Origin of the sequence: Cereibacter azotoformans, assembly GCF_021391315.1 — a bacterium.
Lineage (GTDB): Bacteria > Pseudomonadota > Alphaproteobacteria > Rhodobacterales > Rhodobacteraceae > Cereibacter_A > Cereibacter_A azotoformans.
The window spans coordinates 343,799-368,631 of record NZ_CP090021.1 but is presented as its reverse complement, the minus strand read 5'-3'; the positions used below and the strand labels follow the sequence as shown (position 1 = coordinate 368,631).

Below are 24,833 nucleotides of genomic sequence, written 5' to 3'. Positions count from 1 at the left end.
GACCGCCCCCGCCACCCTCCCGGATGGCGCCTTCAGTCCCGCCTGAATCCCTTCAGCGCATCGGCAAAGGGATTGCTCGCGCCACTCTCGCGCGGAGCGGCCTGCCGGGGCAGCGGCTTGCCGCCCTTGCGCGGCGGCTCGGACTTTCGCTCCGACGCCTGCGCGCGGGCATCGGCGCTGTCCTTGCGCATGGTGAGCCCGATGCGCTTGCGCGCCACGTCCACCTCGACCACGCGGACCTTCACCACGTCGCCGGCCTTCACCACCTCGTGCGGATCCTTCACGAAACGGTCGGCGAGCTGGCTGACATGCACCAGCCCGTCCTGATGCACGCCCACATCGACGAAGGCGCCGAAGGCCGCGACGTTCGTCACCGTCCCTTCCAGCAGCATCCCCACCTTGAGGTCCGAAATCTCCTCGACCCCTTCGGTGAAGGTCGCGGTCTTGAAGGTCGGGCGCGGGTCGCGGCCGGGCTTTTCCAGTTCCGCAAGGATGTCGCGGACGGTCGGCAGGCCGAAGCGGTCGTCGGTGAAGTCCTGCGGATCGAGCGCGCGCAGCCGCTGCGGCTCGGCCATCAGGCTGCGCAGGTCGCGCCCGCAGGCGGCCACGATCTTGCGCGCCACGTCATAGGCCTCGGGGTGGACGCTCGAGGCATCGAGCGGCTCGGTCCCGTTCGGGATGCGCAGGAAGCCCGCCGCCTGCTCGAAGGCGCGGGGGCCGAGGCGCGCGACCTTCAGCAGGTCGCGGCGCTTCGCAAAGGGGCCGTTCGTGTTGCGGTGCTGCACGATCGCCTCGGCCAGCCCCGGCCCCACGCCCGAGACGCGCGCCAGAAGCGGCGCCGAGGCGGTGTTCAGATCCACCCCCACCGCGTTCACCGCATCCTCGACCACCGCTTCCAGCGAGCGTCCCAGCCGATGCTGGTCCACATCATGCTGATACTGGCCCACGCCGATGGATTTCGGCTCGATCTTCACCAGTTCCGCCAGCGGATCCTGCAGCCGCCGCGCGATCGAGACCGCGCCGCGCAGGGACACGTCGAGATCCGGGAACTCGGCCGCCGCCAGCGCGCTCGCGGAATAGACCGAGGCGCCGGCCTCGCTGACGATCACCTTCACGGGCTTCGGCATCTCGGCGGGCATGGCGGCCAGCAGGTCGGCCACCATCTTCTCACTCTCGCGGCTGGCCGTTCCGTTGCCGATGGCGATCAGCGTCACCCCATGCGCGCGGATCAGCTTCAGAAGCTCCACCTGCGAGCCCCGCAGGTCGTTCTTCGGCTGGAACGGATAGATGGTCGAGGTGGCGAGCAGCTTGCCCGTCGCATCCACCACCGCAACCTTGCAGCCGGTGCGGATGCCCGGGTCGATCCCCATCGTGACCTTGCCCCCCGCCGGCGCAGCCAGCAGCAGGTCCTTGAGGTTGCGGGCAAAGACGCCGATCGCCTCGGCCTCGGCCCGCTCGCGCAACTCCGCCATGAGATCCAGCGTCAGCGAGGTCTTCAGCTTCACCCGCCACGCCCAGGACGCCGCCTCGCGCAGCCACTGATCGCCCGGCCCCTTGCCCGCCGCCTGAAGCGCCATGCCGGCCATCCGCTCGGCCGGGCTTTCGCCGCGGGCCGCGTCGGCATCGACCTCGAGTTCGAGCACCAGCACGCCCTCGTTCCGCCCACGCAGCATGGCCAGCACCCGGTGGCCCGCAGCGGTGGCCCAGGCCTCGGAATGGGCGAAATAGTCCGAAAACTTGGCGCCCTCGGCCTCCTTGCCCTCGACCACCTTGGCCGAGACGCGGCCGACCTGTTTCATGTGGGCGCGCAGCCGCCCCAGAAGGTCCGCGTTTTCGGACAATCCCTCGGCCAGGATGTCGCGCGCCCCCTCCAGCGCCGCCTTCACGTCCGGCACCGCCTCGGTGACAAAGGCCTTCGCCAGATCGGCCGGCACCGCCGCACGGTCGGCAAGGATCGCCTCGGCCAGCGGCCCGAGGCCGTTTTCGCGCGCGATCATCGCCTTGGTCCGGCGCTTGGGCTTGTAGGGCAGGTAGATGTCTTCCAGCTCGGACTTGGTCGTGGCCTTGCCCACGGCCTGTTCCAGCTCGGCCGTCAGCTTGCCCTGCTCGCGGATCGAGGACAGGATCGTCTCGCGCCGCGCCTCAAGCTCGCGCAGATAGGCCAGCCGCTCGGACAGCGTGCGCAGCTGCGTGTCGTCGAGGCCGCCCGTAACCTCCTTGCGGTAGCGGGCGACGAAGGGAACGGTCGCGCCGCCGTCGAGAAGCTCGATGGCCGCCGAGACCTGCTCGGGTCGGGCCGCGATCTCGGCGGCGATCAGCTTGGGAATGCGGCGGATGGCGTCGGTGCTCATGGGGTCCGGCTCCAGAAATTCGGGAGGCGGACCATAGGGCCAGACCGGCCGGAACGGAAGCTCTAGCGCTGCAGGGTGCGCAGATGTTGCTCAAGCTGGACGAGGCGGATCGGCGTCGGGGTCAGGATCCCGTCGCCACCGTCGAAGGGCACCATCTCGCTGTCGAGAAGCGGGCCGAACTCGGGCATCACCCGGTCGCCGGTCTTCGCATAGCCCCAGATCTGGGCCATGACGCGGGTGCCGGGGAAGTTGCCGCCGTTCCGCGCCGCGAGCGTCGTCAGATCGGTGGGCTTCTGGTCGAGCAGCGCCGCCATGTCGCCGTCGCCGCGCCCGGTGGCGCCGTGGCACCCGGCGCAGAGCGCCTCAAAATCCGCGCGCCCCGTCGGCACGTCGGGCTGCGCCACGCAGGCCGCAAGCGGCAGGGCAAAGAGCGCGATCAAGGCTGGTTTCATGGCATCCTCCCTTTGGGTCCAGATCACCATTCCCGCCGGGGACGAGCCTTGACGCAGATCAGACGACGCGCCCCGCGTCGAGCCGCACCACCCGGTCCATCCGCGCCGCAAGCTCGAGGTTGTGCGTCGCGATCAGCGCCGAAAGGCCGGTGCCCCGCACCAGATCCATCAGCACGCCGAAGACCTGATCCGAGGTGCCGGGATCGAGGTTCCCGGTGGGTTCGTCGGCCAGAAGAAGCCGCGGGGCATTGGCCAGCGCCCGGCAGAAGGCCACGCGCTGCTGCTCACCGCCCGAAAGCGCCGCGGGCCGGTGCCCCTCGCGCGGGCCGACGCCGACGCGGCCCAAGAGGTCGCGGGCCCGCGCCTCGGCCTCGCGGCGCGCGACGCCATTGGCCAGCTGCGGCAGCACCACGTTCTCGAGCGCGGTGAATTCGGGCAGCAGGTGGTGGAACTGGTAGATGAAGCCCACCTCGCGCCGCCGCGCCTCGGTTCGCGCCCGGTCGCGCAAGCCCTCCATCGCCATGCCGCCGATGGCGACGCGGCCCTCGTCGGGCGTGTCCAGAAGCCCCGCGATGTGCAGAAGCGTGGATTTCCCCGCCCCCGAGGGCGCGACCAGCGCCACCACCTCGCCGGTCCCGACCGAGAGCGTGGCGCCGCGCAACACCGTCACCTCGCCGGGCTTGCCGCGGTTGTAGGCCTTGGTCAGCCCGTCGAGAACCAGCATCTCACTCATAGCGCAGCGCCTCGACCGGGTTCATGCGGGCCGCCCGCCGCGCGGGGATCAGCGTGACGAAGAACGACAGCGCGAGCGACAGCGACACCGCCGACAGCACATCCTGCCACTGAAGCCGTGCCGGCAAGGCGTAGATGCCGCGGATCGACGGATCCCAGACCCCGCCGCCCGAGACATAGTTCACCAGCGAGAAGATCGGGTCGATGTAGATGGCAAAGAGGCAGCCCAGCGCCACGCCCAAGGCCGTGCCGATCAGGCCCGTCGAGGCACCGCAAAGGAAGAAGACCCGCAGGATCGAGCCCTCGGTCAGGCCCATGGTGCGAAGGATGCCGATGTCGCGGCCCTTGTTCTTCACCAGCATGATCAGCCCCGAGACGATGTTCATCGAGGCGATCAGCACGAGAATCGACAGGATCACGAACATCACATTGTCCTCGATGGTCAGCGCCCGCAGGAACGCCCCGGCCGAATCGCGCCATGTCCAGAGCATCGAGCCCTCGCCCGCCGCCTGCATCAGCGCGGCCCCCATCGCATCGACCGCCTCGGGGTCCGAGACCATCACCTCGATCTCGTCGGCGCGGCCCTCGCGGTTGAAGTAGCTCTGCGCCTCGGCCAGCGGCATGTAGATCCGCGTCCGGTCGATGTCGTAGCGCCCGGCGGTGAAGACATAGACGACCTCATAGGCCGAGACCCGCGGCGAGGTGCCGAAGGCGGTCTTCACCCCGTCGGGCGAGATCAGCCGGATCCGGTCGCCGACCGTCACGCCCAGCTCCTGCGCCACGCCCGAGCCGATGGCGATGCCCTCGTCGAAGCGCCCGACGTCGCCGACATGACCCGAGCCATGCCCGATCCGCGGTATGGTCGCCAGATCGGCCTGCCGCATCCCGAAGACCTCGACGCCGCTCGACCGGCCGCTGGCGGTGGCCATCACCTGCCCCTTCACCACCGGTGCCGCGCGCACCACTCCGGGCACCGTGCGCAGCCGCTCGGCCACCGGATCGAAGTCGTCAAAGCCGCGGATCAGCTGCCCCGTCTCGCTGACCTGCCCCGCCGAATAGACGGTGACATGGGCGTTGGCCCCGAGGATCGTGTCCACGAACTCGGCCCGAAAGCCCGCCCGCACCGAGAGCGTGGCGATCAGCGCGAAGACCGCAAGCGTGATGCCCACGAGGCTGATCCAGGTCATGACCGAGACCCCGCCCTCGGCGCGACGCGCGCGCAGGTAGCGCCAGGCGATCATCCATTCGAAGGCCGCAAAGGGCCGCGTCCGGCCAGCCATCCCGTCCATCCTTTCACGTCCGCCGCAGGGCCCGGCCACGCCGCAGCCGCCCGCCCCACCTGCTTTCATTCTGGCTCAAATATCCTCGGGGGGTCCGGGGGGCAGACAGCCCCCCGGCGGTTCCCAAGCGCCCTCAGATCCCGGCGTAGATCTGCGCCAGCCGGTCCACCGCGGCGCCCGAGGACATCTCCTCGCTCTCGCCGGTGCGGCGGTTGGTCAGTTCCACCTTGCCGGCCGCGATGCCGCGCGGGCCGACGGTGAGCCGCCACGGCAGGCCGATCAGGTCCATCGTGGCGAATTTCGCCCCCGCCCGCTCGTCGCGGTCGTCGTAGAGCGGCTCGAGTCCCTTGGCCGAGAGGTCGCGATAGAGCGCCTCGCAGGCCAGATCGGTCGAGCTGTCGCCCTGCTTGAGGTTCACGATGCCGACATGGAAGGGCGTGACGCCTTCCGGCCAGATGATGCCCTTGTCGTCGTGGCTGGCCTCGATGATCGCGCCCAGAAGCCGCGAGACGCCTATCCCGTGCGAGCCCATGTGGACCGGCACACGGGCACCGTCGGCCGTTACCACCGTCGCACCCATCGGTTCGGAATATTTGGTGCCGAAGTAGAAGATCTGGCCGACCTCGATCCCCCTCGAGGTGCGGCGGCGCTCTTCGGGGATGGCGTTGAAGATCGCCTCGTCATGCGTCTCGTCGGTGCGGGCGTAGGGGGTCGTCCACTCCTTGACGATGGCCTCGCATTCCTCGCGGCTGTCATAGTCCACCACGCGGTCGCCGAACTTCAGGTCGGTGATGGCCGCGTCATAGAACACCTCCGACTCGCCGGTCGAGGCCAGCACGAGGAACTCGTGCGTGTTGTCGCCGCCGATCGGCCCCGAGGCCGCGCGCATCGGGATCGCCTGCAGGCCCATGCGCTCGTAGGTGCGCAGGTAGCTGACCATGTGGCGGTTGTAGGCGTGGATCGCGCTGTCGAAGTCGAGGTCGAAGTTGTAGCCGTCCTTCATCAGGAACTCGCGCCCCCGCATCACGCCGAAGCGCGGGCGGATCTCGTCGCGGAACTTCCACTGGACGTGATACAGCGTCAGCGGCAGGTCCTTGTAGCTGTTGACATGCGACCGGAAGATGTCGGTGATCATCTCCTCGTTCGTCGGCCCGTAGAGCATGTCGCGCTTGTGGCGGTCGGTGATGCGCAGCATTTCCTCGCCGTAATCGTCATAACGCCCGCTCTCGCGCCAGAGGTCGGCCGGCTGCAGCGTCGGCATCAGAAGCGGGATGTGGCCGGCGCGGATCTGCTCTTCATGCACGATCTGCTCGACGCGCTTGAGCGCCTTGAAGCCCAGCGGCAGCCAGGAATAGATCCCCGCCGCCTGCTGCTTGATCATGCCGGCGCGCAGCATGAAACGGTGGCTGACGATCTGCGCCTCGGAGGGATTCTCCTTCAGGACGGGCAGGAAATAGCGGCTCAGGCGCATGGGGGCCCCGTGTCTGTTCGGTGGATTGTTCCGCAAGGGGTTTAGGCGAGGCCGAGGGGGCAGGCAAGCGCCGCCCGCGCGGCATCCCGCCCATGTCCGACGGGTCCGCCGGGCCGGAAGGTCCGCCCGCACCGTCCGCTCCCCGCCTCGCGCCCCGACCGAAGCCCTGCCTTTCCCTTGCAAGGATCGGGGCCATGAGCCATCTCTGCGGAACATCAGCGAGGTTTCAGGCATGGCTCTTCCGATCAGCGACCAAGCCAAGTGGTGGGGCCTTTCCACCCTCGTCTTCCTGCTTGTCCTGTGGCTTCTCGGCGACGTGATCCTGCCCTTCATCGTGGGCGGGGCCATCGCCTACTTTCTCGATCCGGTGGCCGACCGGCTCGAGCGGGCGGGCCTGAGCCGGGTGGCCGCCACCTCGCTCATCTCGGTCGGCATGCTGCTCGTGGTGGTGCTGCTCGTCCTGGCCGTCATCCCGACCCTGGCCAGCCAGTTGACCGCGCTCATCGACGCGGCGCCCACGATCTTCCGCCAGCTTCACACCTTCCTGCTCGAGCATTTCCCGCAGCTCTCGGACGAGACGAGCACGATGCGCCAGACGCTGCTGTCGATCGGCGACACGATCAAGCAGCGCGGCGGCGAGTTGGCCAACACGGTGCTGATCTCGGCCTATGGCGTGATCAACGCGCTGATCTTCGTGGTCGTCGTCCCGGTCGTGAGCTTCTACCTGCTGCTCGACTGGGACCCGATGGTGGCCAAGATCGACAGCTGGCTGCCCCGCGACCATGCCCCCACCCTGCGCCGCCTCGCCAGCGAGATCGACGAGGTGCTGGCAGGATTCGTGCGGGGGCAGATCTCGGTCTGCCTCGTGCTGGGCACCTTCTACGCGGTGGCGCTGGCCGCGGTGGGGCTTCAGTTCGGGCTTGTGGTGGGGGCGATCGCCGGCGCGATCACCTTCATTCCCTATGTCGGCGCCCTGATCGGGGGCGCGCTGGCCATCGGCCTCGCGCTCTTCCAGTTCTGGGGTGACTGGCTCTCCATCGGGCTGGTGGCGGGCATCTTCGCGCTGGGGCAGTTCCTCGAAGGCAACGTGATCACCCCCCGCCTCGTCGGCGGCTCGGTGGGGCTGCATCCGCTGTGGCTGCTCTTCGCGCTCTCGGCCTTCGGGTCGATCTTCGGCTTCGTGGGGATGCTGGTCGCCGTTCCGGTGGCGGCGGCGATCGGGGTGCTGGCGCGCTTCGGCATCCGGCAATATACGGGCTCCCGCCTCTACCGGGGCACCCACATCATCACCGAGGAGGACATGTGAAGGGTCAGCTCGCCTTCGACCTGCCGATGCGACCGGCCCTGAGCCGCGAGGATTTCTTCGTCTCGCCGGCCAATGCGCTGGCGCTGGCAAGCCTCGACGGCTGGCGCGACTGGCCGCGCGGCAAGATGGTGCTGGTCGGCCCGCGCGGGTCGGGCAAGACCCATCTGGCCCATGTCTGGGCGGCGCAGGCCGAGGCGCGGCTGATCCCGGCCGAGGCGCTGGCGCGCGCGGACCTGCCCGCGCTTGCCGCCGATGGCGCCGTGGCGGTCGAGGATGCCGAGCGGCTGGGCGGCGAACGGGCCGCCGAAGAGGCGCTCTTTCACCTCCACAACCTCATGCTCGAACGGTCGGGCGCGCTGCTCATCACCGCCGACACGCCGCCGCGCGACTGGGGGCTGGTGCTGCCCGACCTCAAGAGCCGGATGCAGGCCGCCGCCGTCACCCGGCTCGAGGCGCCCGACGACGCGCTTCTGTCGGCCATGCTGGTCAAGCTCTTTGCCGACCGCCAGATCGCGGTGCCGGGAATGCTCGTGCCGTGGCTCGTGGCGCGGATGGATCGGTCGTGCGAGGCGGCCCGGGCGCTTGTTGCGGCGCTCGATGCCCGCTCGCTGGCCGAGCGGCGGCCGATCTCGCGCCAGATGGCGGCGGAGCTTCTGGGACTGGCCGGTGCCGAATGAGATCTGTCACATAACCTTCACAAGATACGGGCAAACGGACCCGAACCGAGGCTGAGAGCATGACACCGGCAGATTTCCTGAAGGCCCCCTTCCCCGAACCCGTCCCGTTGCCCGAGGAGGAGGTCACAGGTCCGCGGCGCTTCTTCAACCGCGAACTCAGCTGGCTTGCCTTCAACTGGCGCGTTCTCGACGAAGCCGACAATGTGCGGGTTCCGCTGCTCGAGAGGCTGCGCTTCCTGTCGATCTCGGCCACCAACCTCGACGAATTCTACACCGTGCGCGTCGCGGGCCTGCGGGCGCTGGTGCGCGCCGGCAACCTCGTGCTCTCCGAGGACGGGCGCTCGCCGGCCGAGCAGCTCCAGCTGATCAACGCCGACGCCCGGCGGCTGATGCAGACCCAGCAGACGGTCTGGAACAAGCTGCGCCGCGAGATGGAGGAACAGGGGATCTCGATCCTCACCCGCTCCAAGCTGACCGCCCGCGACCTGCGCCATCTCGAGGACCACTTCCTGTCCAAGGTGTTTCCGGTCCTGTCGCCGCTGGCCATCGACCCCGCCCATCCGTTCCCCTTCATCCCGAACACGGGCTTCACGCTGGGGCTCGAGCTTGAGCGCATGTCCGACCGGCGCCCGCTGCAGGCGCTGCTGCCGATCCCGCAGCAGATCGCCCGCTTCGTCGAACTGCCCGCCAAACCCGGCGAGCACCGTTTCCTGCCGCTCGAGGAATTGCTGCTCCTGCATCTGGGGATGCTCTTTCCCGGCTATGCCGAGCGCGGCCACTGCGCCTTCCGGGTGCTGCGCGACAGCGATCTCGAGGTCGAGGACGAGGCCGAGGATCTGGTGCGCGAGTTCGAGACGGCGCTGAAGCGCCGCCGCCGGGGCGAGGTGATCCGCATGAAGATCTCGGCCGGCGCGCCGAAGGAGCTTCACGCCCTGATCATGGAGGAGCTGGGCGTCACCTCCGACGAGGTGATCGAGGTCCGCGGCGTCATCGGCATCGCCGACCTGAAGGAGCTGGTGATCTCGTCGCGCCCGGACCTGCTGTGGCCCGCCTTCACCCCGCGCGTACCCGAGCGGCTGGCCGATCACGAGGGCGACATGTTCTCGGCGATCCGGCAGAAGGACATCCTGCTGCATCACCCCTACGAGACTTTCGATCTGGTGATCCGCTTCCTCCAGCAGGCGGCGAGCGATCCGAACGTGCTGGCGATCAAGCAGACGCTTTACCGGACAAGCTGGGACAGCCCGATCGTCACCGCGCTCTGCGAGGCGGCCGAGGCGGGCAAGTCCGTCACCGCGCTGGTGGAACTCAAGGCCCGCTTCGACGAAGCCGCCAACATCCGCCAGAGCCGGCGGCTCGAGCGGGCGGGGGCGCATGTCGTCTATGGCTTCATGCATCTCAAGACCCACGCCAAGATCTCGACCGTGGTCCGGCGCGAGGGCGACAATCTCGTGACCTACACCCATTACGGGACGGGCAACTACCACCCGATCACCGCTCGGGTCTATACGGACCTGTCCTTCTTCACCTGCGACCCGGCGCTGGGGCGCGATGCCACCAAGATCTTCAACTATCTCTCGGGCTATGTGCAGCCCGTGGGGCTCGAGAATGTGGCCATCGCCCCCATCACGCTGCGCGGCCGCCTGCACGAGCTGATCGCGGCCGAGGCCGATCACGCCCGCGCCGGACGGCCCGCCGAGATCTGGCTCAAGGTCAATTCCATCATCGACCCCGAGCTGATCGACGCGCTCTATGCCGCCAGCCAGGCGGGCGTGAAGATCAGCCTGATCGTGCGCGGGATCTGCGGCCTGCGCCCCGGCGTGAAGGGCCTGTCGGACAACATCCGGGTGAAGTCGGTCGTCGGCCGCTTCCTCGAACACAGCCGCATCGTCTGCTTCGGCAATGGCGCCGGGCTGCCGTCCAAGAAGGCGCGGGTGTTCTTCTCCTCGGCCGACTGGATGGGGCGCAACATGGATCGCCGGGTCGAGACGCTGGTCGAGGCGCTGAACCCGACCGTGAAGGCGCAGATCGTGGGGCAGATCATGGCGGCGAACCTCGCCGACGATTCCCAGAGCTGGCTGCTTCAGGCGGACGGCCGCTACGTGCGCCCACCGGCCGGCGAGGAGGCCTTCTCCTGCCATGGCTTCTTCATGGAGAACCCCTCGCTCTCGGGGCGGGGAACGGCGGGCGCGAAGGACGTGCAGCGTCTGGCCACCCTGCGCGACGAGGGACCGCTTTGATCCGCCCTACGCCCACCGACCGACCTGCGCACGCCGGCAGCCTCCCGCAGGCGCCGGATCCTGCCGCTTTGCGTATTGACGGACCGGCCGCAGCCATTACCTTGGCCGCAACCAATGCGGGAGATGTGCCGTGAACGACATCCCGGATCCGCATGACGAGTTCGGCCCGTTCGGCAGGCCCCTGTTCGAGGACCCGTCCGCCCGCGCCCTTTCGCGCGTGGGTGTGGTCGATGTCGGCTCGAACTCGGTCCGCATGGTGGTCTTCGACGGCGCCGCCCGAAGCCCGGCCTATTTCTTCAACGAGAAGGTCATGTGCGGGCTGGGCCAGGGCCTTGCCGAGAGCAACCGGCTGAACCCGCGCGGGCGCGAGCGGGCGCTGGCGGCGCTCCGCCGGTTCGCGCTGCTTGCCCGCGGCATGAAGGTCTCGCCCATGACCGTCGTCGCCACCGCCGCCGTGCGCGAGGCCGAGGACGGGCCGGACTTTCAGGCCGAGGTCCTGCGCGAGACGGGCCTCCGGCTCTGGGTCATCGACGGCGACGAGGAGGCACGGCTTTCGGCCCAGGGCGTCCTGCTCGGCTGGCCCGACGCGCGCGGGATTGTCTGCGACATCGGCGGCAACTCGATGGAGCTTGCCCGGATCGGCGAGGGCAAGGTCGGCCGTCGCGTGACCTCGCCGCTCGGACCCTTCCGGCTCCAGCAGGTCAAGGGCAGCCCGAAGGAGCGGCAGGCCCATATCAGCCGGATCATCAAGGAGTTGCGCGACACGATCCAGCCCGACCATGACCGGATCTACCTCGTGGGCGGGTCGTGGCGGGTGATCGCGCGGCTCGACATGGAGCGGCGGGGCTATCCACTGACCGTGCTGCACGAATACCGGATGCTGCCGCGCTCGCTGATCGAGACGCTCGACTGGATCGAGGCCAGCGACCTGGCCGCGCTGCGGGTCCGCACCGGCACCTCGCCCGAGCGGATGGAGCTGGTCCCCCTCGCCGTCGAGGTGCTGCGCGAGCTGATCCGCATCTTCCGGCCGAAGGAGATCGACGTCTCCTCCTACGGCATCCGCGAGGGGCTGCTCTACGAGCAGATGCCGCCGAAGTTGCGCGCGCGCGATCCGCTGATCGAGGCGGCACGGGTGGCCGAGGCGACCTCGGCCCGCACCCCCGGCTTCGGCAAGAAGCTCCACCAGTTCCTGGCCCAGCTCTTCAAGAACGCCCCGCCCGAGCGGCAACGCCTGATCAAGGCCGCCTGCCTGCTGCATGACACAACATGGCGCGCCCATCCCGACTACCGTGCCGAGATGTGCTTCGACAACGCGACCCGCGCCAACCTCGGCGGTCTCGACCATCCGGGCCGCGTGTTCCTCGGGCTCGCCCTGCTTCACCGCTACAAGAACTCGCGTTCGGGCTCGCGGCTCGAACCGCTGTTCCGGCTTCTGAGCGAGGAGCAGATCCACGAGGCCGAGGTGCTGGGCAAGGCCATGCGGTTCGGCTCGATGTTCTCGATCGACGATCCCGGCACGGCGGGCAGCCTGAAACTCATGCCCAAGAAGAAGATCCTCGAACTGACCCTGACGCCCGAGGGGGTGGCGCTCTATGGCGAGGTGGCGCAGGCGCGGTTCAAGTCGCTCGCGACGGCCCTGCGCGCCACGCCGGTGGTGAAGACCACGGCATGACACTCGCCCCGCCCCTCCCCGGTGAGCCGGGCCTGCAGGACGCGCCGCCCTCTGGTCGGCCGCCATCGCTGACCATCCGCCCGGCCCGGCCCGAGGATGTGCCGGCGCTGCTCGCGATCTGGAATCCGATCATCCGCGACACGCTGGTGACCTTCAACGCCGACGAGAAGTCGCCCGAAGAGCTTCGGGCCATGATCGAGACCCGCCCGGCGTTCCTCGTGGCCGACGAGGGCGCGGGACCGATGGGCTTTGCCACCTACTCGCAGTTCCGGGGCGGCGTGGGCTACCGCCACACGATGGAGCACACGATCATCCTCGGCCCGGCCGCGCGGGGGCGCGGGATCGGCCGCGCCCTGATGGCCGCCATCGAGGATCACGCGCGACAGGCCGGCGCGCATTCCATCTTCGCGGGCGTCAGCGCGGGCAATCCCGAAGGCCGCGCCTTCCATGCGGCGCTGGGATATGCCGAGACGGCAGTGCTGCCGCAGGTCGGCTGCAAGTTCGGGCGCTGGCTCGACCTTGTGCTGATGCAGAAATTCCTCTCCTGACACCGGCCGCCGCGGGGTCTATGCTGGTCCCATGTCGATCTGGAGCCGCATCACCGACGCGCTGGCCGCCCTCGCCTCGGGTGAGGGGCTGTCGGCTGTGCTCGACCGCCTTCGCACCCCGCCCGAGCGGTCGGTGGCCTTCACCATCGCCGTGATCGCCCTTGGCGCGAAGATGGCCAAGGCCGACGGGCAGGTGACGCGCGACGAGGTGGCCGCCTTCCGCCAGATCTTTGCGATCCCGCCCGGCGAAGAGGCCAACGCGGCCCGCGTCTTCAACCTCGCGCGGCAGGATGTGGCCGGGTTCGATGCCTATGCCCGCAAGATCAAGCGCATGTTCCGCGACGACGACCAGATCCTCACCGATCTGGCCGAGGGGCTCTTTCACATCGCGGTGGCGGACGGCCATTATCACCCGGACGAGGATGCCTTCCTGTCCGAGGTGGCCCGGATCTTCGGGTTGAGCGACCGCTGCTTCCGCGCGCTGCGCGCCCGCTTTGTCGGCGACGCGCCGCGCGATCCCTACGACGTGCTGGGCGTGGGGCACGATGCGCCGCTGACCGAGATCCGGTCGGCCTGGAAGCGCGCCGTCCGCGACTGCCACCCGGACCGGATGGTGGCGCGCGGCGTCCCGGAAGAGGCGGTGAAGCTGGCCGAGCGGCGGCTGATCGACATCAACCGCGCCTGGGAGGAGATCAGCGCGAAGCAGGCGGCGTGAATGGGACAGCGGCTGCGCATCGCGACCTACAACGTCGAGTGGTTCAACGCGCTCTTTGACGACCGCGGGCGGCTTCTGGCCGACAACGAACTCTCGGGACGCTACGAGATCACCCGCCGGAACCAGATCGAGTCGCTCGGCATCGTCTTCACCGCCCTCGATGCCGATGCGATCATGGTGATCGAGGCGCCGAACCACGGGCGGCGGCGCTCGACCGTCAAGGCGCTCGAGACCTTCGCCCGCACCTTCGAGCTTCGCGCCTCGCAGGCGATCATGGGCTTTGCCAACGAGACCGATCAGGAGATCGCGCTTCTGTTCGATCCGTCGCGGATCGAGGCGCGGCATGACCCGCAGGCCAGCCCCAAGGCGCCGCGGTTCGACGGGATCTTCCGCTTCGACATCGACGTGGATGCCGCGCCCGAGGCGATCCGGTTCTCCAAGCCGCCTCTGGAACTGGCGGTGCGCGCCGATGGACATGCGCTGCGGTTGATCGGCGTCCACGCCAAGTCCAAGGCCGGGCGCGGCGCGCGCAACGGCGCCGAAGAGGTCCGCATCGCCATCCAGAACCGCCGCCAGCAGCTCGCGGAATGTGTCTGGATCCGCAGGCGGGTGGCCGCGTTGCTGGCCCGGCACCAGAGCGTGATGGTGATGGGCGACTTCAACGACGGGCCGGGGCTGGACGAGTACGAAAAGCTGTTCGGCCATTCGGGGGTCGAAATCGTGCTCGGCCTCGACGAGCCGCCGGAGTTGCGCCTCCACGAGCCGCATGCGCGCATGGCCCTGACCCAGCGGGTCGGCGTCCAGCCGAGTTCGGCGCGCTTCTGGCTCGCGCCCGAGGACCAGTATTTCGAGGCGCTGCTCGATTTCATCATGATCTCGCCCGATCTGGCCGAAAAGGGACCGCGCTGGCGGATCTGGCATCCGCTGAACGATCCCAACTGCTTCCGCATCCCAGAACTGCAGGAGGCGCTTCTTGCCGCCTCGGATCATTTCCCGGTGACGCTGGACATCGAACTCTAGCGGGCTGCGACCGCGCGGGCCTTGCGCGTGGCACGGGAAAGGCCGATGGTGCGCGGGACGGTTCCCGGGGGCAGCCCCGGGCGAAGAGGGAATGCGGTGCGGGCCTGTTCGGCCCCAAGCCGCGACTGCCCCCGCAACTGTAGGCGGCGAGCGCGTCCCATCATGCCCACTGGCCCCGGACAGGCCGGGAAGGGCGGGACAAGCCGAGACCCGCGAGTCAGGAGACCTGCCGTCATCGGACCTGTAACAGCCGGGCGGGGTGTCCCGGGCGCAGGGTGCGTGCGCCTGCGCCGCCCCTCCGCCTGCCCGTCCCCAAGATGCGCGGAGGGCGCGATGATCGTGACGCGGAACGGACGGACCTACAGCCTGACCCAGTGCCGACACCGGCACCAACCCTGCCTCAGCGGCCTGTCGGTGATCGAGCATCTGGCGGACTCCGCCCGCTCGACCGAGGGCCTGATGGGGCCCGACTTCGAGATGCAGGGCTGCGTGCGCCTGACCGGATGCAGCCGTCCCTGCACGGCGCTGTTCCGGCTGACGACGGGCGGGCTGCAACTCTTCTGCGATCTCGAGCCCGGCGACTGGTCGCCGGGGCTCGTGCGGCTGGCCGAGATGCTCGAGGGCGGCGGCTCCTTCGCGGGCGCGCTTCCGGCCGAGCCGGCGGCCATGGTCCTCGCCTCGGCACCCGCGCGCCCCTCGCGGACGGGCCTGCAGCCGGAGGCGGCCCTCCATTGATCGAGACGAGGGTAGAGGCGGATGCGGCCGAAGGGTTCGCGCAGGTCGCGGGCCATCTGGGCGAGTTCCTGCAGGGCCGGCTCGGCCCTTCGGGGCCGCTGGCGCTCGTGACGCTGCCCTGCCCTGCGCTCCGGGCCGAGGCGGTTCGCAGGCCCGGCCCGCTCGCCCTCGAACAGCCGGGCGCGCGGATGCTCACCCTGCCTGCCCTGCGCCGGTTGCTGGCCGCGGCCGAAGGAGCGGAAGGGCGCTTCCGCCTCGTGCTCGACCTGCCGCCCGGAGGCGGCGCGGGGGCCTCGACCGCGGCCCGCGTGGCGATCCTCCGGGCGGCGGGTGTCACCGATACCGGCACCCTCGCGCGCGCCTGCCTCGCTTCGGAAGGGGCCAGCGATCCGCTGATGTTCGAGCGGCCGGAACGGCTCCTCTGGGCCTCGCGCGAGGGGCGCGTGCTGGCCGACCTGCGCCCCCTGCCGCGGATGGATCTGGTCGGCGGCTTCTTCGGCGCGTCCCAGCGAACGGATCCGGCGGATCTGTCCTTCCCCGACATCGCCGACCTCGTGGCGGGGTGGGCCACGGCCGACCTTCCCGGCCTCGCGCGCCTTGCGACCCTCTCGGCCCGCCGCTGCCTCGCGCTGAGGGGGCCGGCCGACGATCCCACCGAGGCCCTGGCTGCCCGGCTCGGAGCGCTCGGCTGGGCCATCGGGCACACGGGCCCGGCGCGGGCCCTGATCTTCCCCCCCGGCGCCGTCCCGCCCGCCGCGGGGGGGGCATTGCAGGCGGCCGGCTTTTCCCGCATCACCCGCTTCCGCATCGGCGGGGCCTGAGGAGGGAACATGCGCGACCACGGCGGCAACCTTGACAGCGCGGCGGCGCTCTTCGGCGGCGCGGCGGCGGACTGGCTCGACCTCTCGACGGGGATCAACCGGGTGCCCTACCCGATGCCCCCCCTGCCCCCGCGGGCCCTGACGGCGCTGCCCGATGCGGCCGCCGAGGCGCGGCTGCTGGCGTCGGCCCGGATCGCCTACCGCACCGAGGCGCCGATGCTGCCACTGGCCGGCGCGCAGGCGGCCATCCAGCTTGTCCCGCGGCTGGCACCCGCAGGCCGGGCCCGCATCCTCGGGCCGACCTACAACGAACATGCGGCCAGCCTGCGGGCGTCGGGCTGGCAGGTCGAGGAGGTGGGCGATCTCGAGGCGCTGGCGGGCGCTGACCTTGCCGTTCTCGTCCATCCGAACAATCCCGACGGCCGCCGCCATGCGCCCCACAGCCTCCGTGCGCTGCTGCCACGGGTGGGGCGGCTGCTGGTGGACGAGAGCTTCGCCGACCCGCTGCCCGAGCTTTCGCTCGCGCCCGAGGCGGGGGTGCCGGGGCTGCTGGTGCTGCGCTCGTTCGGCAAGTTCTACGGGCTGGCGGGGCTGAGGCTCGGCTTCGTGATGGGCTCTGCCCTCGACGTTGCGTCGCTGGCGCGGATGGCCGGGCCCTGGGCGGTTTCGGGTCCGGCCCTTGCCGCCGGAGAGGTGGCGCTGTCGGACCGCGACTGGGCCCGCGCGACAACCGGGCGTCTGGCGGCGGAGGGGCCGCGGCTCGACGCGCTGGCGGCCCGCATGGGCTGGCGGCTGGCGGGCGGCGCGCATCTCTTCCGCCTCTATGAGACCGAGGATGCCCGCACCGCGCAGGAGCATCTCGCCCGCGCCCGGATCTGGAGCCGGATCTTTCCCTGGTCGGACCGGCTGATCCGCCTCGGCCTGCCGGGGGGCGAGGCGGAATGGGCCCGCCTCGACGCGGCTCTGCGGCCCGCAAACCCTTAGAAGCCTGCGCCGCATCCCTCCCGGCGTGGCAGGCAGAGGTCGGCGCGGCGCCTCAACCCTCGGGCGCCCCACCCGAGAAGTTGCGATAGAGGAAACGGTCAGAGCCCGCCTCCGCCTCGGCCCCCGCAAGCGAGAAGAGTCCCGCATGAAGGGGCGACTTGGCGCAGGCCGGATCGGTCGCCGCCGCATCGCCCGCAAGCGCAAAGGCCTGGCAGCGGCAGCCGCCGAAGTCCTCTTCGGCGTGGATGCAGGATCGGCAGGGCTCCTGCATCCAGGCCGTGCCGCGATAGAGGTTCAGCGCCTCGGACCGCTGCCAAATCTCGGCCAGCGGCGCCTCGCGCACCGAATCGAACCGCAGCCCGGTGATCGTCTCGGCGGCATGGCAGGGCAGAACCTTGCCCGAGGGCGAGATGTTGAAGAACTGCCGCCCCCAGCCGCCCATGCAGGTCTTGGGGCGCACCGCGTAATAGTCGGGGATCACATAGTCGATGGCGAGCACGCCTGCGAGGCGCGCCTGCGCCTCCTCGACGGTCCGCGTCGCCTCGTCGAGCTGGGCCAGCGTCGGCATCAGCGCCGCGCGGTTCTTCAGCGCCCAGCCGTAATACTGGACATGCGCCACCTCGAGCCGCTGCGCCCCCATCTCGACCGCCATCTCGATGATCCGGGGCAGCTCGTCGAGGTTCTGGCGGTGCATCACCGCGTTGAGCGTCAGCGCCATGCCCGCCTCGCGCACCCAGCCCGCGGCCTCGATCTTTCGGGCGTGTCCGCCGCGGAAGCCGCCGATCCGCTCCGCCAGGGCCGCGCTCGCGCCCTGAAGGCTCACCTGCACATGGGCGAGCCCCGCCTCGGCCAGCTCAGCCACTTTCGCCGGCGTGAACATCACCGCCGAGGTGATGAGGTTGGTGTAGAGCCCCGCCCCGTCGGCATGGGCCACAAGGTCCACCAGATCGCGCCGCACCAGCGGCTCGCCGCCCGAGAAATGGATCTGCAGCACCCCCAGCGCGGCCAGTTCCCCGATCACCCGCTGCCACTCGTCCCTCGAAAGCTCGCGGCTCGCGGCCTCCAGCTCGACCGGGTTCGAGCAATAGGGGCATTGCAGCGGACAGCGGTGGGTCAACTCGGCCAGCACCGCCATCGGCAGGCCGGGCGCGGTGGGCCGCGCGGGGCCGGGTTCGGTGAAGGCGCGATCGTCCATCAGGCGGCCTCCCTGTCGATGAGATAGCCCCGGTCGGCCAGATCCTGCAGCAGCGCCAGCACCTCGCGCGCAATGACGCCGGGCTCGGCCCGGTATTTCTGCTCGAGCATGGCCGTCAGCCCCCCCACCGTCGCGCGCCCGTCGCAGGCCTGCAGGATCTCGACGCAGATCTCGTCGGGCGTCATCACCCGCTCGGGCACCAGAAGCACCCATCGCTCCCGGTTCCGGTCGAAGCGCAGACGGGCGTGGCGCGCAAGCGCAGGCACGCTTTCGGCCGAGAGATGAAGGCGACTCACCGCATGTCCTCCGGGACGAAGGCGCCGGGCGGGACATGGCCCAGCACATAGGCATGATGCAGCGCGTCGAGCTGGGTCCAGAGCACCTGCGTCTTGAAGATCAGCGCGTTGCAGACGGCCGCACGCTCTTGCGGCGTGCGGGCGTGCTCACGCACATAGCGCAGGGCGTAATCGGCATCGCGCGGCGCCTGACTGAGACGGCGCTGGAAATAGGCCATCACGGTCGGGTTCACGAAGTCGTAATGCGCAAGCATCCCCGAGATCCGCTCGGCGTGGATGTGGGGCGCGAAAAGCTCGGTCAGGCACGAGGCGATCGCCTCGAGCGGGCTCTGGTCCCGGACGAAATGGACATAGGCGTCCACCGCAAAGCGCGTGGCGGGAAGGATGCCGTCGGTCGCTTCCACATAGGCCCGGTCCAGCCCCAGCGCGTCGGTCAGCACAAGCCAGCGGTCGATGCCGCCCTCGGCCCCTTCGGCCCCGTCGTGGTCCTCGAGCCGGTGGCGCCATTCCACGCGGGTCGCCCGGTCGCGAAAGCGCGAGATCACCACCGCATCCTTCACCGGGATCGAGCACTGGTAGTAGTAGCGGTTCAGCGCCCAGGCCTGCACCTGCCCCCTGGTCAGCTGGCCGCCGTGCAGCAGGTGGTGGAACGGGTGGCGGTCGTGATAGCGCGCCGCACCGATCTCGCGCAGACGCTCTTCCATCGCGTCGGCGCTGTCGAGGGGCCGGGCGGGAGAGAGGGTGGGCGTCAGGTCGAGGCTCATGCGACGAACTCCATTCCGGGGGCGGGCACGCACCAGCCGGCGCGCTCGGCGGCCGCACGCTCGGGCGTGCCGGGGATCAGCACCGGGTTCGAATTGTTGATGTGGACAAAGACCTTGCGGCCGATGCCGAGCGGCTCGAGCGCGGCCATCGCGCCGTCGGGCCCGCTGATCGAGATATGGCCCATGCGCCGGCCGGTCTTCTGCGACAGGCCCGCGCGGATCATCTCGTCATCGGTCCAGAGCGTGCCGTCGAAGAAGACCAGAGCCGCCCCCCTGAGCCGCCCGGCCAGCGCGGGCGTGACCTCCGCGCAGCCGGGCAGGATGAAGGCGCGGCGGCCGCCGGCCGACAGTTCGAGACCGATGCTGTCGCCTTCCGCCGCCCCCTCCTCCTCGCGCCAGAGCGCGGGCTTTCCGGGAACCGTGAAGGAGCGGATCGTGAGGCCCGAGGGCCGTCCGTCCGCCAGAAGCGGCTCGAACGGCACGTCCGTCAGCATGGCGCGGCGCGGCACGATCTCGTCGCGCAGGACGCCGAAGATCGGGTTCGCGGCCAGCACCGACAGGACGTCGGGATGGGCATGGATGGCAAAGGGCCAGCCTTCGCGCAGCGTCAGAAGCCCGGCCACCGCGTCCACCTCGGCGTTGGTCAGGACCACGCCCGCGATCGGGGAATGACGCAGCCCCTCGCGCGGATGCAGGGCGGGCGTGTCGAGGATCTGCTGGCGCAGGTCGGGCGAGGCGTTGATCAGGAACCAGTGCTCGCCGTCCGCGCTGGCCGCCAGCGCGCACTGCCCGTTGCGCAGCGCGGGCTTGTCCCGCGCCTCGCGGCAGCCCGCGCAGTTGCAGTTCCACTGCGGCAGGCCGCCGCCTGCTGCGGAGCCGAGGACGATGATCCGAAGCATCGCAGCAGGCTCCACTCGTTACTTGCGCTTGGCGCAGGAATACATGTTGATTTCCATCCCCACCGGGGTCTCGTCGTAACGCGGGGTCTTCCAGGCCATTCGCTTCTCCTCCTCTGCGATGGATGCCGCCGGGGCGGCTGCCCTCAAGTATGGAGATGCGGCAAATCGTCGCCAGCTATGCCGCCGATAGGCCGGGCCTATGGGCGCGCCAGCAGCGGCGGCAGCGGCGCGATGGGCGGCAGGCGGACGGCGCGGCCCGCGGCCCGAAGCGCCTCGATAACGGCGGCGTGGCGGCCGGCGCGGTGCTGCGCGGGCTGGATCAGCGCCACGATCCGCCGCGGTTCCATCCCCGCGTGATAGAGGCGCAGGCCCGGCGCCTGCGCCACCGAAAGCGCGGGCACGATGCACACCCCGAGCCCCGCCCGCACCATCGAGAGCGCCGTCTCGAAGCTGCGCACCCGCGCGGTCATGCGGTTGCGCGGCAGCATCTCGGCAAACCAGCTTTCGATGCGGCGGCTGTGCTGGGTGCCGAAGGCGATCTGGATCGAGGCGTTCAGGATGGCCTGCTGCTCCTCGGGCAGGTCCTCAAGACGGCGGACCGCACCGAGATCCACCGCTTCGGGCACGGCCAGCACGGTGGGATCGTTCATGATCGGGATCTGCAGGAACCCCGTGCTGGCCTCGGAGACGGAATTGGCGGCCAGAAGCCCGATGTCCGCGCGCCGGGAATAGAGCATCTCGAGCACGTCGGCGGGCGCACCCTCCAGCAAATCGCACTCGGTCGTGCCGTCGAGGTCCAGATGCTTGAGCGCCTCGGGCAGGATGGTGCGCAGAAGCGACTCGACCCCCGCCAGCCGCAGCGGATGGCGCGCGCCGCTGGCGTAGGTCGCGAGCGTGTCCTCGAGTTCCTGCATCCCGCGCAGGACGGGCTCGGCCTTGCGCAGAAGCAGGATGCCGGCCTCGGTCAGGATCATCCGGTTCGACCGCCGGGTGAAGAGCGCAAAGCCCAGCGACTGTTCCAGCCCGATGATCTGCTGCGAGAGCGACGGCTGCGCGATGCCCAGAAGCTTGGCCGCGCCCGTCAGCGACTGGGACTGCGCCACCGCCCAGAAGGCGCGCAACTTGCGCAGCGTCAGCTCGGGCCCGGCGGCGGCGGCCAGCCGCAACTCGGGCCCGTCGATCTTGCGGGCCAGATCATTCATGCAGGTCTCCTCCCCGTGGAAGTCTGTCAGGCGGCGAAGGTTCCGTCTCCTCCGACAAAGGGAGGACAGCGGGCGTGTCATCGGCGCTTCGTGAACGGCCGCGGGCGTCGCGGTCTTGGCAAATCCGCGCCGACGCGCGAGAAGGCGCCGGGGACAGCATGAGGGACCAGCATGCCTGCGGTGATGATTCAGGGCACCGGCTCGGATGTGGGCAAGTCGCTCCTCGTGGCGGGACTCTGCCGCGCGGCCCGCAGGCGGGGGCTGTCGGTCGCGCCGTTCAAGCCGCAGAACATGTCCAACAACGCGGCCGTCACCGCCGACGGCGGCGAGATCGGCCGGGCGCAGGCGCTGCAGGCACGGGCCGCGGGGCTCGAGGCGATGACCGACATGAACCCGGTGCTGCTCAAGCCGGAAAGCGACCAGGGCTCGCAGGTGATCGTGCAGGGCCGCCGTGTCGGCACGCTGCGCGCCCGCGACTGGTTCGAGCGCAAGCCCTCGCTGATGGCGCCGGTTCTCGAGAGCTTCGGACGGCTGACGGCGGCCCATGACCTTGTGATCGTCGAGGGGGCGGGCAGCCCGGCCGAGGTCAACCTCCGCCGTGGCGACATCGCGAACATGGGGTTCGCGCGCGCGGCAAACGTGCCGGTGGTGCTGGCCGGCGACATCGACCGCGGCGGGGTGATCGCGCAGATCGTGGGCACTCAGGCGGTGATCGACACCGAGGATGCCGCGATGGTGGTGGGGTTTCTCGTCAACAAGTTCCGCGGCGATGTGCGGCTCTTCGACGAGGGCTACCGGCTGATCGAGGAACGGACCGGCTGGCGCGGCTATGGCGTGGTGCCGTTCTTTCCGCAGGCCGCGCTCCTGCCGGCCGAGGATGCGCTCGACCTCGGCCGGCCCACCGGGCAAGGGGCGCTGACGGTGGCCTGGCTCGCCTTCTCGCGCGTGGCCAACTTCGACGATCTCGACCCGCTGAAGCAGGAGCCGGGCCTGACGGTGGTCATGGTGCGCCCCGGCCAGCCGATCCCGGCCGAGGCCGGTCTGGTAATCCTGCCCGGCACGAAATCCACCCGCGGCGACCTCGCCTTCCTGCGCGCGCAGGGGTGGGACGTGGATCTGCTGGCCCACCACCGGCGCGGGGGGCAGGTGCTGGGGATCTGCGGTGGCTACCAGATGCTGGGGCGGACCGTCGCCGATCCGCAGGGGCTGGAGGGAGAGCCCGGTGTGACAGAAGGGCTCGGGCTGCTGGACGTCACGACCGTCATGCACCCCGACAAGCGCCTGACCCGCGTCGAGGGCCGGCATGTCGCCAGCGGCGAGCCGCTCTCGGGATACGAGATCCACATCGGCGCGACGGAGGGCCCCGACTGCGCCCGCCCCTTCGCCGAGGTGGACGGGCGGCCCGAAGGCGCGGGTTCACCCGACGGGCGGGTGACGGGCAGCTACCTGCACGGGATGTTCGGCTCCGATCGGTTCCGCGCGGCCTTCCTCCGCAGTCTCGGCGCCCGGACGTCCGACCTCGCCTATGACGCGCGGGTCGAGACGGTGCTGGATTCGCTCGCCGATCATCTCGAGGCTCATCTCGATGTGGCGGGGCTGCTGGAGCTGGCGCGGTGACGGCCGCCCGGCACGCCCTCGCCCATACCGGCGGCCTGCGCCGTCGCGCCTCTAGGTGATCCCCGCGCCTTCGCCTATATTGGGCGCATGAAACAGAGTGCCATCATCCTTGCCCTCTGCCTCGCCCTGACCCCGGTTCAGGCGCAGGAAGGGCCCGGCCCCGCGCCGGACGAAGAGATGGAAGAGGGCTTCAGCCTGCTGAACGAGGGCGCGAAACTGCTGTTCCGGGGCCTGATCGACCGGATGGAGCCCACGATGCGCGACATGGGCGAGGCGATGGGCGAGTTGCAGCCCGCGCTGCGCGACCTGCTGGCCAAGGTGGACGATCTGCGCAACTACGAGGCGCCGGAGCGGCTGCCCAACGGCGACATCATCATCCGCCGCAAGCCGGACGCGCCGCCCCTGCCCGAAGCGCCGCCCGAGGCCGGGCCGGACGCACCGGGCATCGAGCTCTGATCAGCCCTTGGCCCGCACCGTCTGCAGCAGCGGCATGACGTCGGCCATTTCGGGGCCATGCGCCTGCCCGGTCAGCGCCTTGCGCAGCGGCATGAAGAGCCCCTTGCCCTTGCGGCCGGTCGCCTCCTTGACCGCCGCGGTCCACTGGCCCCAGGTCTCGGGCCCGTAGGGCGGCTCGGGCAGGAGCGCCATGGCCTGCCGGATGAAATCGGCATCCTCGGGATCGATCTGCGGCTCGGCCCCTTCCGAGAAGAGCGTCCACCAGCCGGCCAGATCCTCGAGCACGGCGATGTTGTCCTTGGCGACGCGCCAGAAGGGCTCGGCCAGCGCATCGGGCACACCCAGCGAGCGGATGCGTTCGGCCACCGCCTCGAAGGGCAGGCCCTGCACATAATGGCGGGTCAGGGGGAAGAGATCCTCGGCGTCGAACTTGGTGGGCGCCGCGCCGAAGGTGCCGACGTCAAAGCCCGCCAGAAGCTCTTCATGGGTGCGGAACAGTTCGACCGGCTGAGAGGAGCCCAGCCGCGCCATCAGCGACAGAAGCGCCATCGGCTCCACCCCCCGCGCGCGCAGATCGCGCAGCGACAGGGTGCCGAGCCGCTTCGAGAGCGCCTCGCCCTGCGCCCCTGTCAGCAGCGAATGGTGCGCGAAGGAGGGCGGCGTGCCGCCCATCGCCTGCATGATCTGGATCTGGGTGGCCGTGTTCGTCACATGGTCGGCGCCGCGGACGATGAAGGTCACGCCCATGTCGATGTCATCGACCGACGAGGCGAAGGTGTAGAGCACCTGCCCGTCCGCGCGGATCAGCACCGGGTCGGACACGCTGGCCGCGTCGATCGAGATCGGGCCGAGGATGCCGTCGGTCCATTCGATGCGCTCCTGATCGAGAAGGAAGCGCCAGTAGCCGCCCCGCTCCTCGCGCAGCCGCGCCCGGTCCTCGTCCGACAGCTTGAGCGCCGCGCGGTCATAGACCGGGGGCCTGCCCATGTTGAGCAGCTTCTTGCGCTTCAGGTCCAGCTCGGTCGGGCTTTCGAAACACTCGTAGAAGCGCCCGGCGCGGCGCAGGTCCCCGGCGGCCTCGGCGTAGCGGTCGAGCCGGTCCGACTGCCGCTCGAGCCGGTCCCATGTCAGGCCCAGCCACTCGAGATCCTGCATGATCGCGTCGGAATATTCCTGCTTCGACCGCTCGCGGTCGGTATCGTCCAGGCGCAGGATGAAGGTGCCGCCGGACTTGCGGGCGATGGCCCAGTTCATCAGCGCGGTGCGCAGATTGCCCACATGGATGAAGCCGGTGGGCGACGGAGCGAAGCGTGTAACGGTGGTCATGGGCGGCTCTCCTGATCCCGCTCCTGTTTCACAAGGCGGCGCGATTGTCCAGTTCGGTGCCCGTTGCCGCCAGG

General features: G+C 70.1%; 24 protein-coding genes and 1 riboswitch. Of the genes, 12 read left to right on the top strand and 12 right to left on the bottom strand.

Going from position 1 to position 24,833, the window contains the following annotated elements; translation table 11 throughout:
• Positions 1–32: 32 nt before the first annotated feature.
• The 5 genes from LV780_RS01815 to proS form a co-directional block, all read right to left on the bottom strand.
• Positions 33–2,351 carry a Tex family protein gene (locus LV780_RS01815; protein WP_108220112.1) on the bottom strand — a complete coding sequence of 773 codons (2,319 nt, stop codon included), beginning with the start codon at positions 2,349–2,351 and terminating at the stop codon, positions 33–35.
• Positions 2,352–2,413: 62 nt separating this feature from the next.
• Positions 2,414–2,803, bottom strand: coding sequence for a c-type cytochrome (locus tag LV780_RS01810; protein ID WP_011907463.1), 390 nt, complete (start codon positions 2,801–2,803; stop codon positions 2,414–2,416).
• Between the two features lie 58 nt (positions 2,804–2,861).
• Complete coding sequence (locus LV780_RS01805) at positions 2,862–3,536, bottom strand: ABC transporter ATP-binding protein (RefSeq protein ID WP_108220111.1); 675 nt, start codon at positions 3,534–3,536, stop codon at positions 2,862–2,864.
• On the bottom strand, positions 3,529–4,815 hold the full coding sequence (locus LV780_RS01800) for a lipoprotein-releasing ABC transporter permease subunit (RefSeq protein ID WP_108220110.1): 1,287 nt from the start codon (positions 4,813–4,815) through the stop codon (positions 3,529–3,531). Before LV780_RS01800 ends, LV780_RS01805 begins: the two co-directional genes overlap by 8 nt.
• Positions 4,816–4,948: 133 nt before the next feature.
• Positions 4,949–6,286 (bottom strand): proline--tRNA ligase, encoded by a 1,338-nt coding sequence (proS, locus tag LV780_RS01795; protein ID WP_117344875.1) that lies wholly within the window; start codon positions 6,284–6,286, stop codon positions 4,949–4,951.
• Between the two features lie 232 nt (positions 6,287–6,518).
• On the opposite strand from proS, the gene LV780_RS01790 reads away from it, so the two are divergent.
• The 10 genes from LV780_RS01790 to cobD all read left to right on the top strand — a co-directional run bounded on the left by LV780_RS01790 (position 6,519) and on the right by cobD (position 17,004).
• Positions 6,519–7,592 (top strand): AI-2E family transporter, encoded by a 1,074-nt coding sequence (locus tag LV780_RS01790; RefSeq protein ID WP_101339782.1) that lies wholly within the window; start codon positions 6,519–6,521, stop codon positions 7,590–7,592.
• Positions 7,589–8,269, top strand: coding sequence for a P-loop NTPase family protein (locus LV780_RS01785; protein WP_011907458.1), 681 nt, complete (start codon positions 7,589–7,591; stop codon positions 8,267–8,269). The genes LV780_RS01790 and LV780_RS01785 overlap by 4 nt, the downstream gene beginning before the upstream one ends.
• Positions 8,270–8,328: 59 nt before the next feature.
• Positions 8,329–10,509 carry an RNA degradosome polyphosphate kinase gene (locus LV780_RS01780; RefSeq protein WP_108220108.1) on the top strand — a complete coding sequence of 727 codons (2,181 nt, stop codon included), beginning with the start codon at positions 8,329–8,331 and terminating at the stop codon, positions 10,507–10,509.
• A 130-nt stretch (positions 10,510–10,639) separates the two neighbouring features.
• Positions 10,640–12,181: a Ppx/GppA family phosphatase gene (locus LV780_RS01775; RefSeq protein WP_108220107.1), complete on the top strand. Its 1,542-nt coding sequence runs from the start codon at positions 10,640–10,642 to the stop codon at positions 12,179–12,181.
• Positions 12,178–12,729, top strand: a complete 552-nt coding sequence (locus LV780_RS01770; protein WP_233863866.1) for a GNAT family N-acetyltransferase — start codon at positions 12,178–12,180, stop codon at positions 12,727–12,729. Before LV780_RS01775 ends, LV780_RS01770 begins: the two co-directional genes overlap by 4 nt.
• 31 nt (positions 12,730–12,760) lie before the next feature.
• The gene (locus LV780_RS01765) at positions 12,761–13,444 is read left to right on the top strand and encodes a molecular chaperone DjiA (RefSeq protein ID WP_108220106.1); all 684 of its coding nucleotides are present in this window, start codon (positions 12,761–12,763) and stop codon (positions 13,442–13,444) included.
• Complete coding sequence (locus tag LV780_RS01760; RefSeq protein WP_108220105.1) at positions 13,445–14,464, top strand: endonuclease/exonuclease/phosphatase family protein; 1,020 nt, start codon at positions 13,445–13,447, stop codon at positions 14,462–14,464.
• Positions 14,465–14,505: 41 nt separating this feature from the next.
• Positions 14,506–14,712: riboswitch (cobalamin riboswitch) on the top strand.
• 85 nt (positions 14,713–14,797) lie between these two features.
• Positions 14,798–15,199, top strand: a complete 402-nt coding sequence (locus LV780_RS01755) for a hypothetical protein (protein ID WP_108220104.1) — start codon at positions 14,798–14,800, stop codon at positions 15,197–15,199.
• Positions 15,196–16,020, top strand: coding sequence for a propanediol utilization protein (locus LV780_RS01750; protein ID WP_108220103.1), 825 nt, complete (start codon positions 15,196–15,198; stop codon positions 16,018–16,020). Before LV780_RS01755 ends, LV780_RS01750 begins: the two co-directional genes overlap by 4 nt.
• 9 nt (positions 16,021–16,029) lie before the next feature.
• A complete protein-coding gene (cobD, locus tag LV780_RS01745) occupies positions 16,030–17,004 on the top strand; it encodes a threonine-phosphate decarboxylase CobD (protein WP_108220102.1) in 975 nt (324 codons plus the stop codon).
• 52 nt (positions 17,005–17,056) lie between these two features.
• On the opposite strand, the gene pqqE is transcribed toward cobD, so the two are convergent.
• The 6 genes from pqqE to LV780_RS01715 form a co-directional block, all read right to left on the bottom strand.
• A complete protein-coding gene (gene pqqE / locus LV780_RS01740; protein ID WP_108220101.1) occupies positions 17,057–18,199 on the bottom strand; it encodes a pyrroloquinoline quinone biosynthesis protein PqqE in 1,143 nt (380 codons plus the stop codon).
• Positions 18,199–18,495: a pyrroloquinoline quinone biosynthesis peptide chaperone PqqD gene (gene pqqD, locus LV780_RS01735; RefSeq protein ID WP_101339791.1), complete on the bottom strand. Its 297-nt coding sequence runs from the start codon at positions 18,493–18,495 to the stop codon at positions 18,199–18,201. The genes pqqE and pqqD overlap by 1 nt, the downstream gene beginning before the upstream one ends.
• Complete coding sequence (gene pqqC, locus LV780_RS01730; protein WP_101339792.1) at positions 18,492–19,259, bottom strand: pyrroloquinoline-quinone synthase PqqC; 768 nt, start codon at positions 19,257–19,259, stop codon at positions 18,492–18,494. The genes pqqD and pqqC overlap by 4 nt, the downstream gene beginning before the upstream one ends.
• Positions 19,256–20,158 carry a pyrroloquinoline quinone biosynthesis protein PqqB gene (gene pqqB / locus LV780_RS01725; RefSeq protein ID WP_108220100.1) on the bottom strand — a complete coding sequence of 301 codons (903 nt, stop codon included), beginning with the start codon at positions 20,156–20,158 and terminating at the stop codon, positions 19,256–19,258. Before pqqB ends, pqqC begins: the two co-directional genes overlap by 4 nt.
• Before the next feature lie 18 nt (positions 20,159–20,176).
• The gene (pqqA, locus tag LV780_RS01720) at positions 20,177–20,257 is read right to left on the bottom strand and encodes a pyrroloquinoline quinone precursor peptide PqqA (RefSeq protein ID WP_002720979.1); all 81 of its coding nucleotides are present in this window, start codon (positions 20,255–20,257) and stop codon (positions 20,177–20,179) included.
• 98 nt (positions 20,258–20,355) lie between these two features.
• Positions 20,356–21,360, bottom strand: a complete 1,005-nt coding sequence (locus LV780_RS01715) for a LysR family transcriptional regulator (protein ID WP_011907445.1) — start codon at positions 21,358–21,360, stop codon at positions 20,356–20,358.
• Between the two features lie 171 nt (positions 21,361–21,531).
• On the opposite strand from LV780_RS01715, the gene LV780_RS01710 reads away from it, so the two are divergent.
• Together LV780_RS01710 and LV780_RS01705 are read left to right on the top strand one after the other, a co-directional pair.
• A complete protein-coding gene (locus LV780_RS01710) occupies positions 21,532–22,977 on the top strand; it encodes a cobyric acid synthase (protein WP_108220099.1) in 1,446 nt (481 codons plus the stop codon).
• A gap of 87 nt (positions 22,978–23,064) precedes the next feature.
• On the top strand, positions 23,065–23,433 hold the full coding sequence (locus LV780_RS01705; RefSeq protein ID WP_101340770.1) for an AAA+ family ATPase: 369 nt from the start codon (positions 23,065–23,067) through the stop codon (positions 23,431–23,433).
• Here LV780_RS01705 and gltX read toward each other — a convergent pair whose 3' ends face one another.
• On the bottom strand, positions 23,434–24,759 hold the full coding sequence (gene gltX / locus LV780_RS01700) for a glutamate--tRNA ligase (protein WP_108220098.1): 1,326 nt from the start codon (positions 24,757–24,759) through the stop codon (positions 23,434–23,436).
• Between the last annotated feature and the right edge of the window lie 74 nt (positions 24,760–24,833).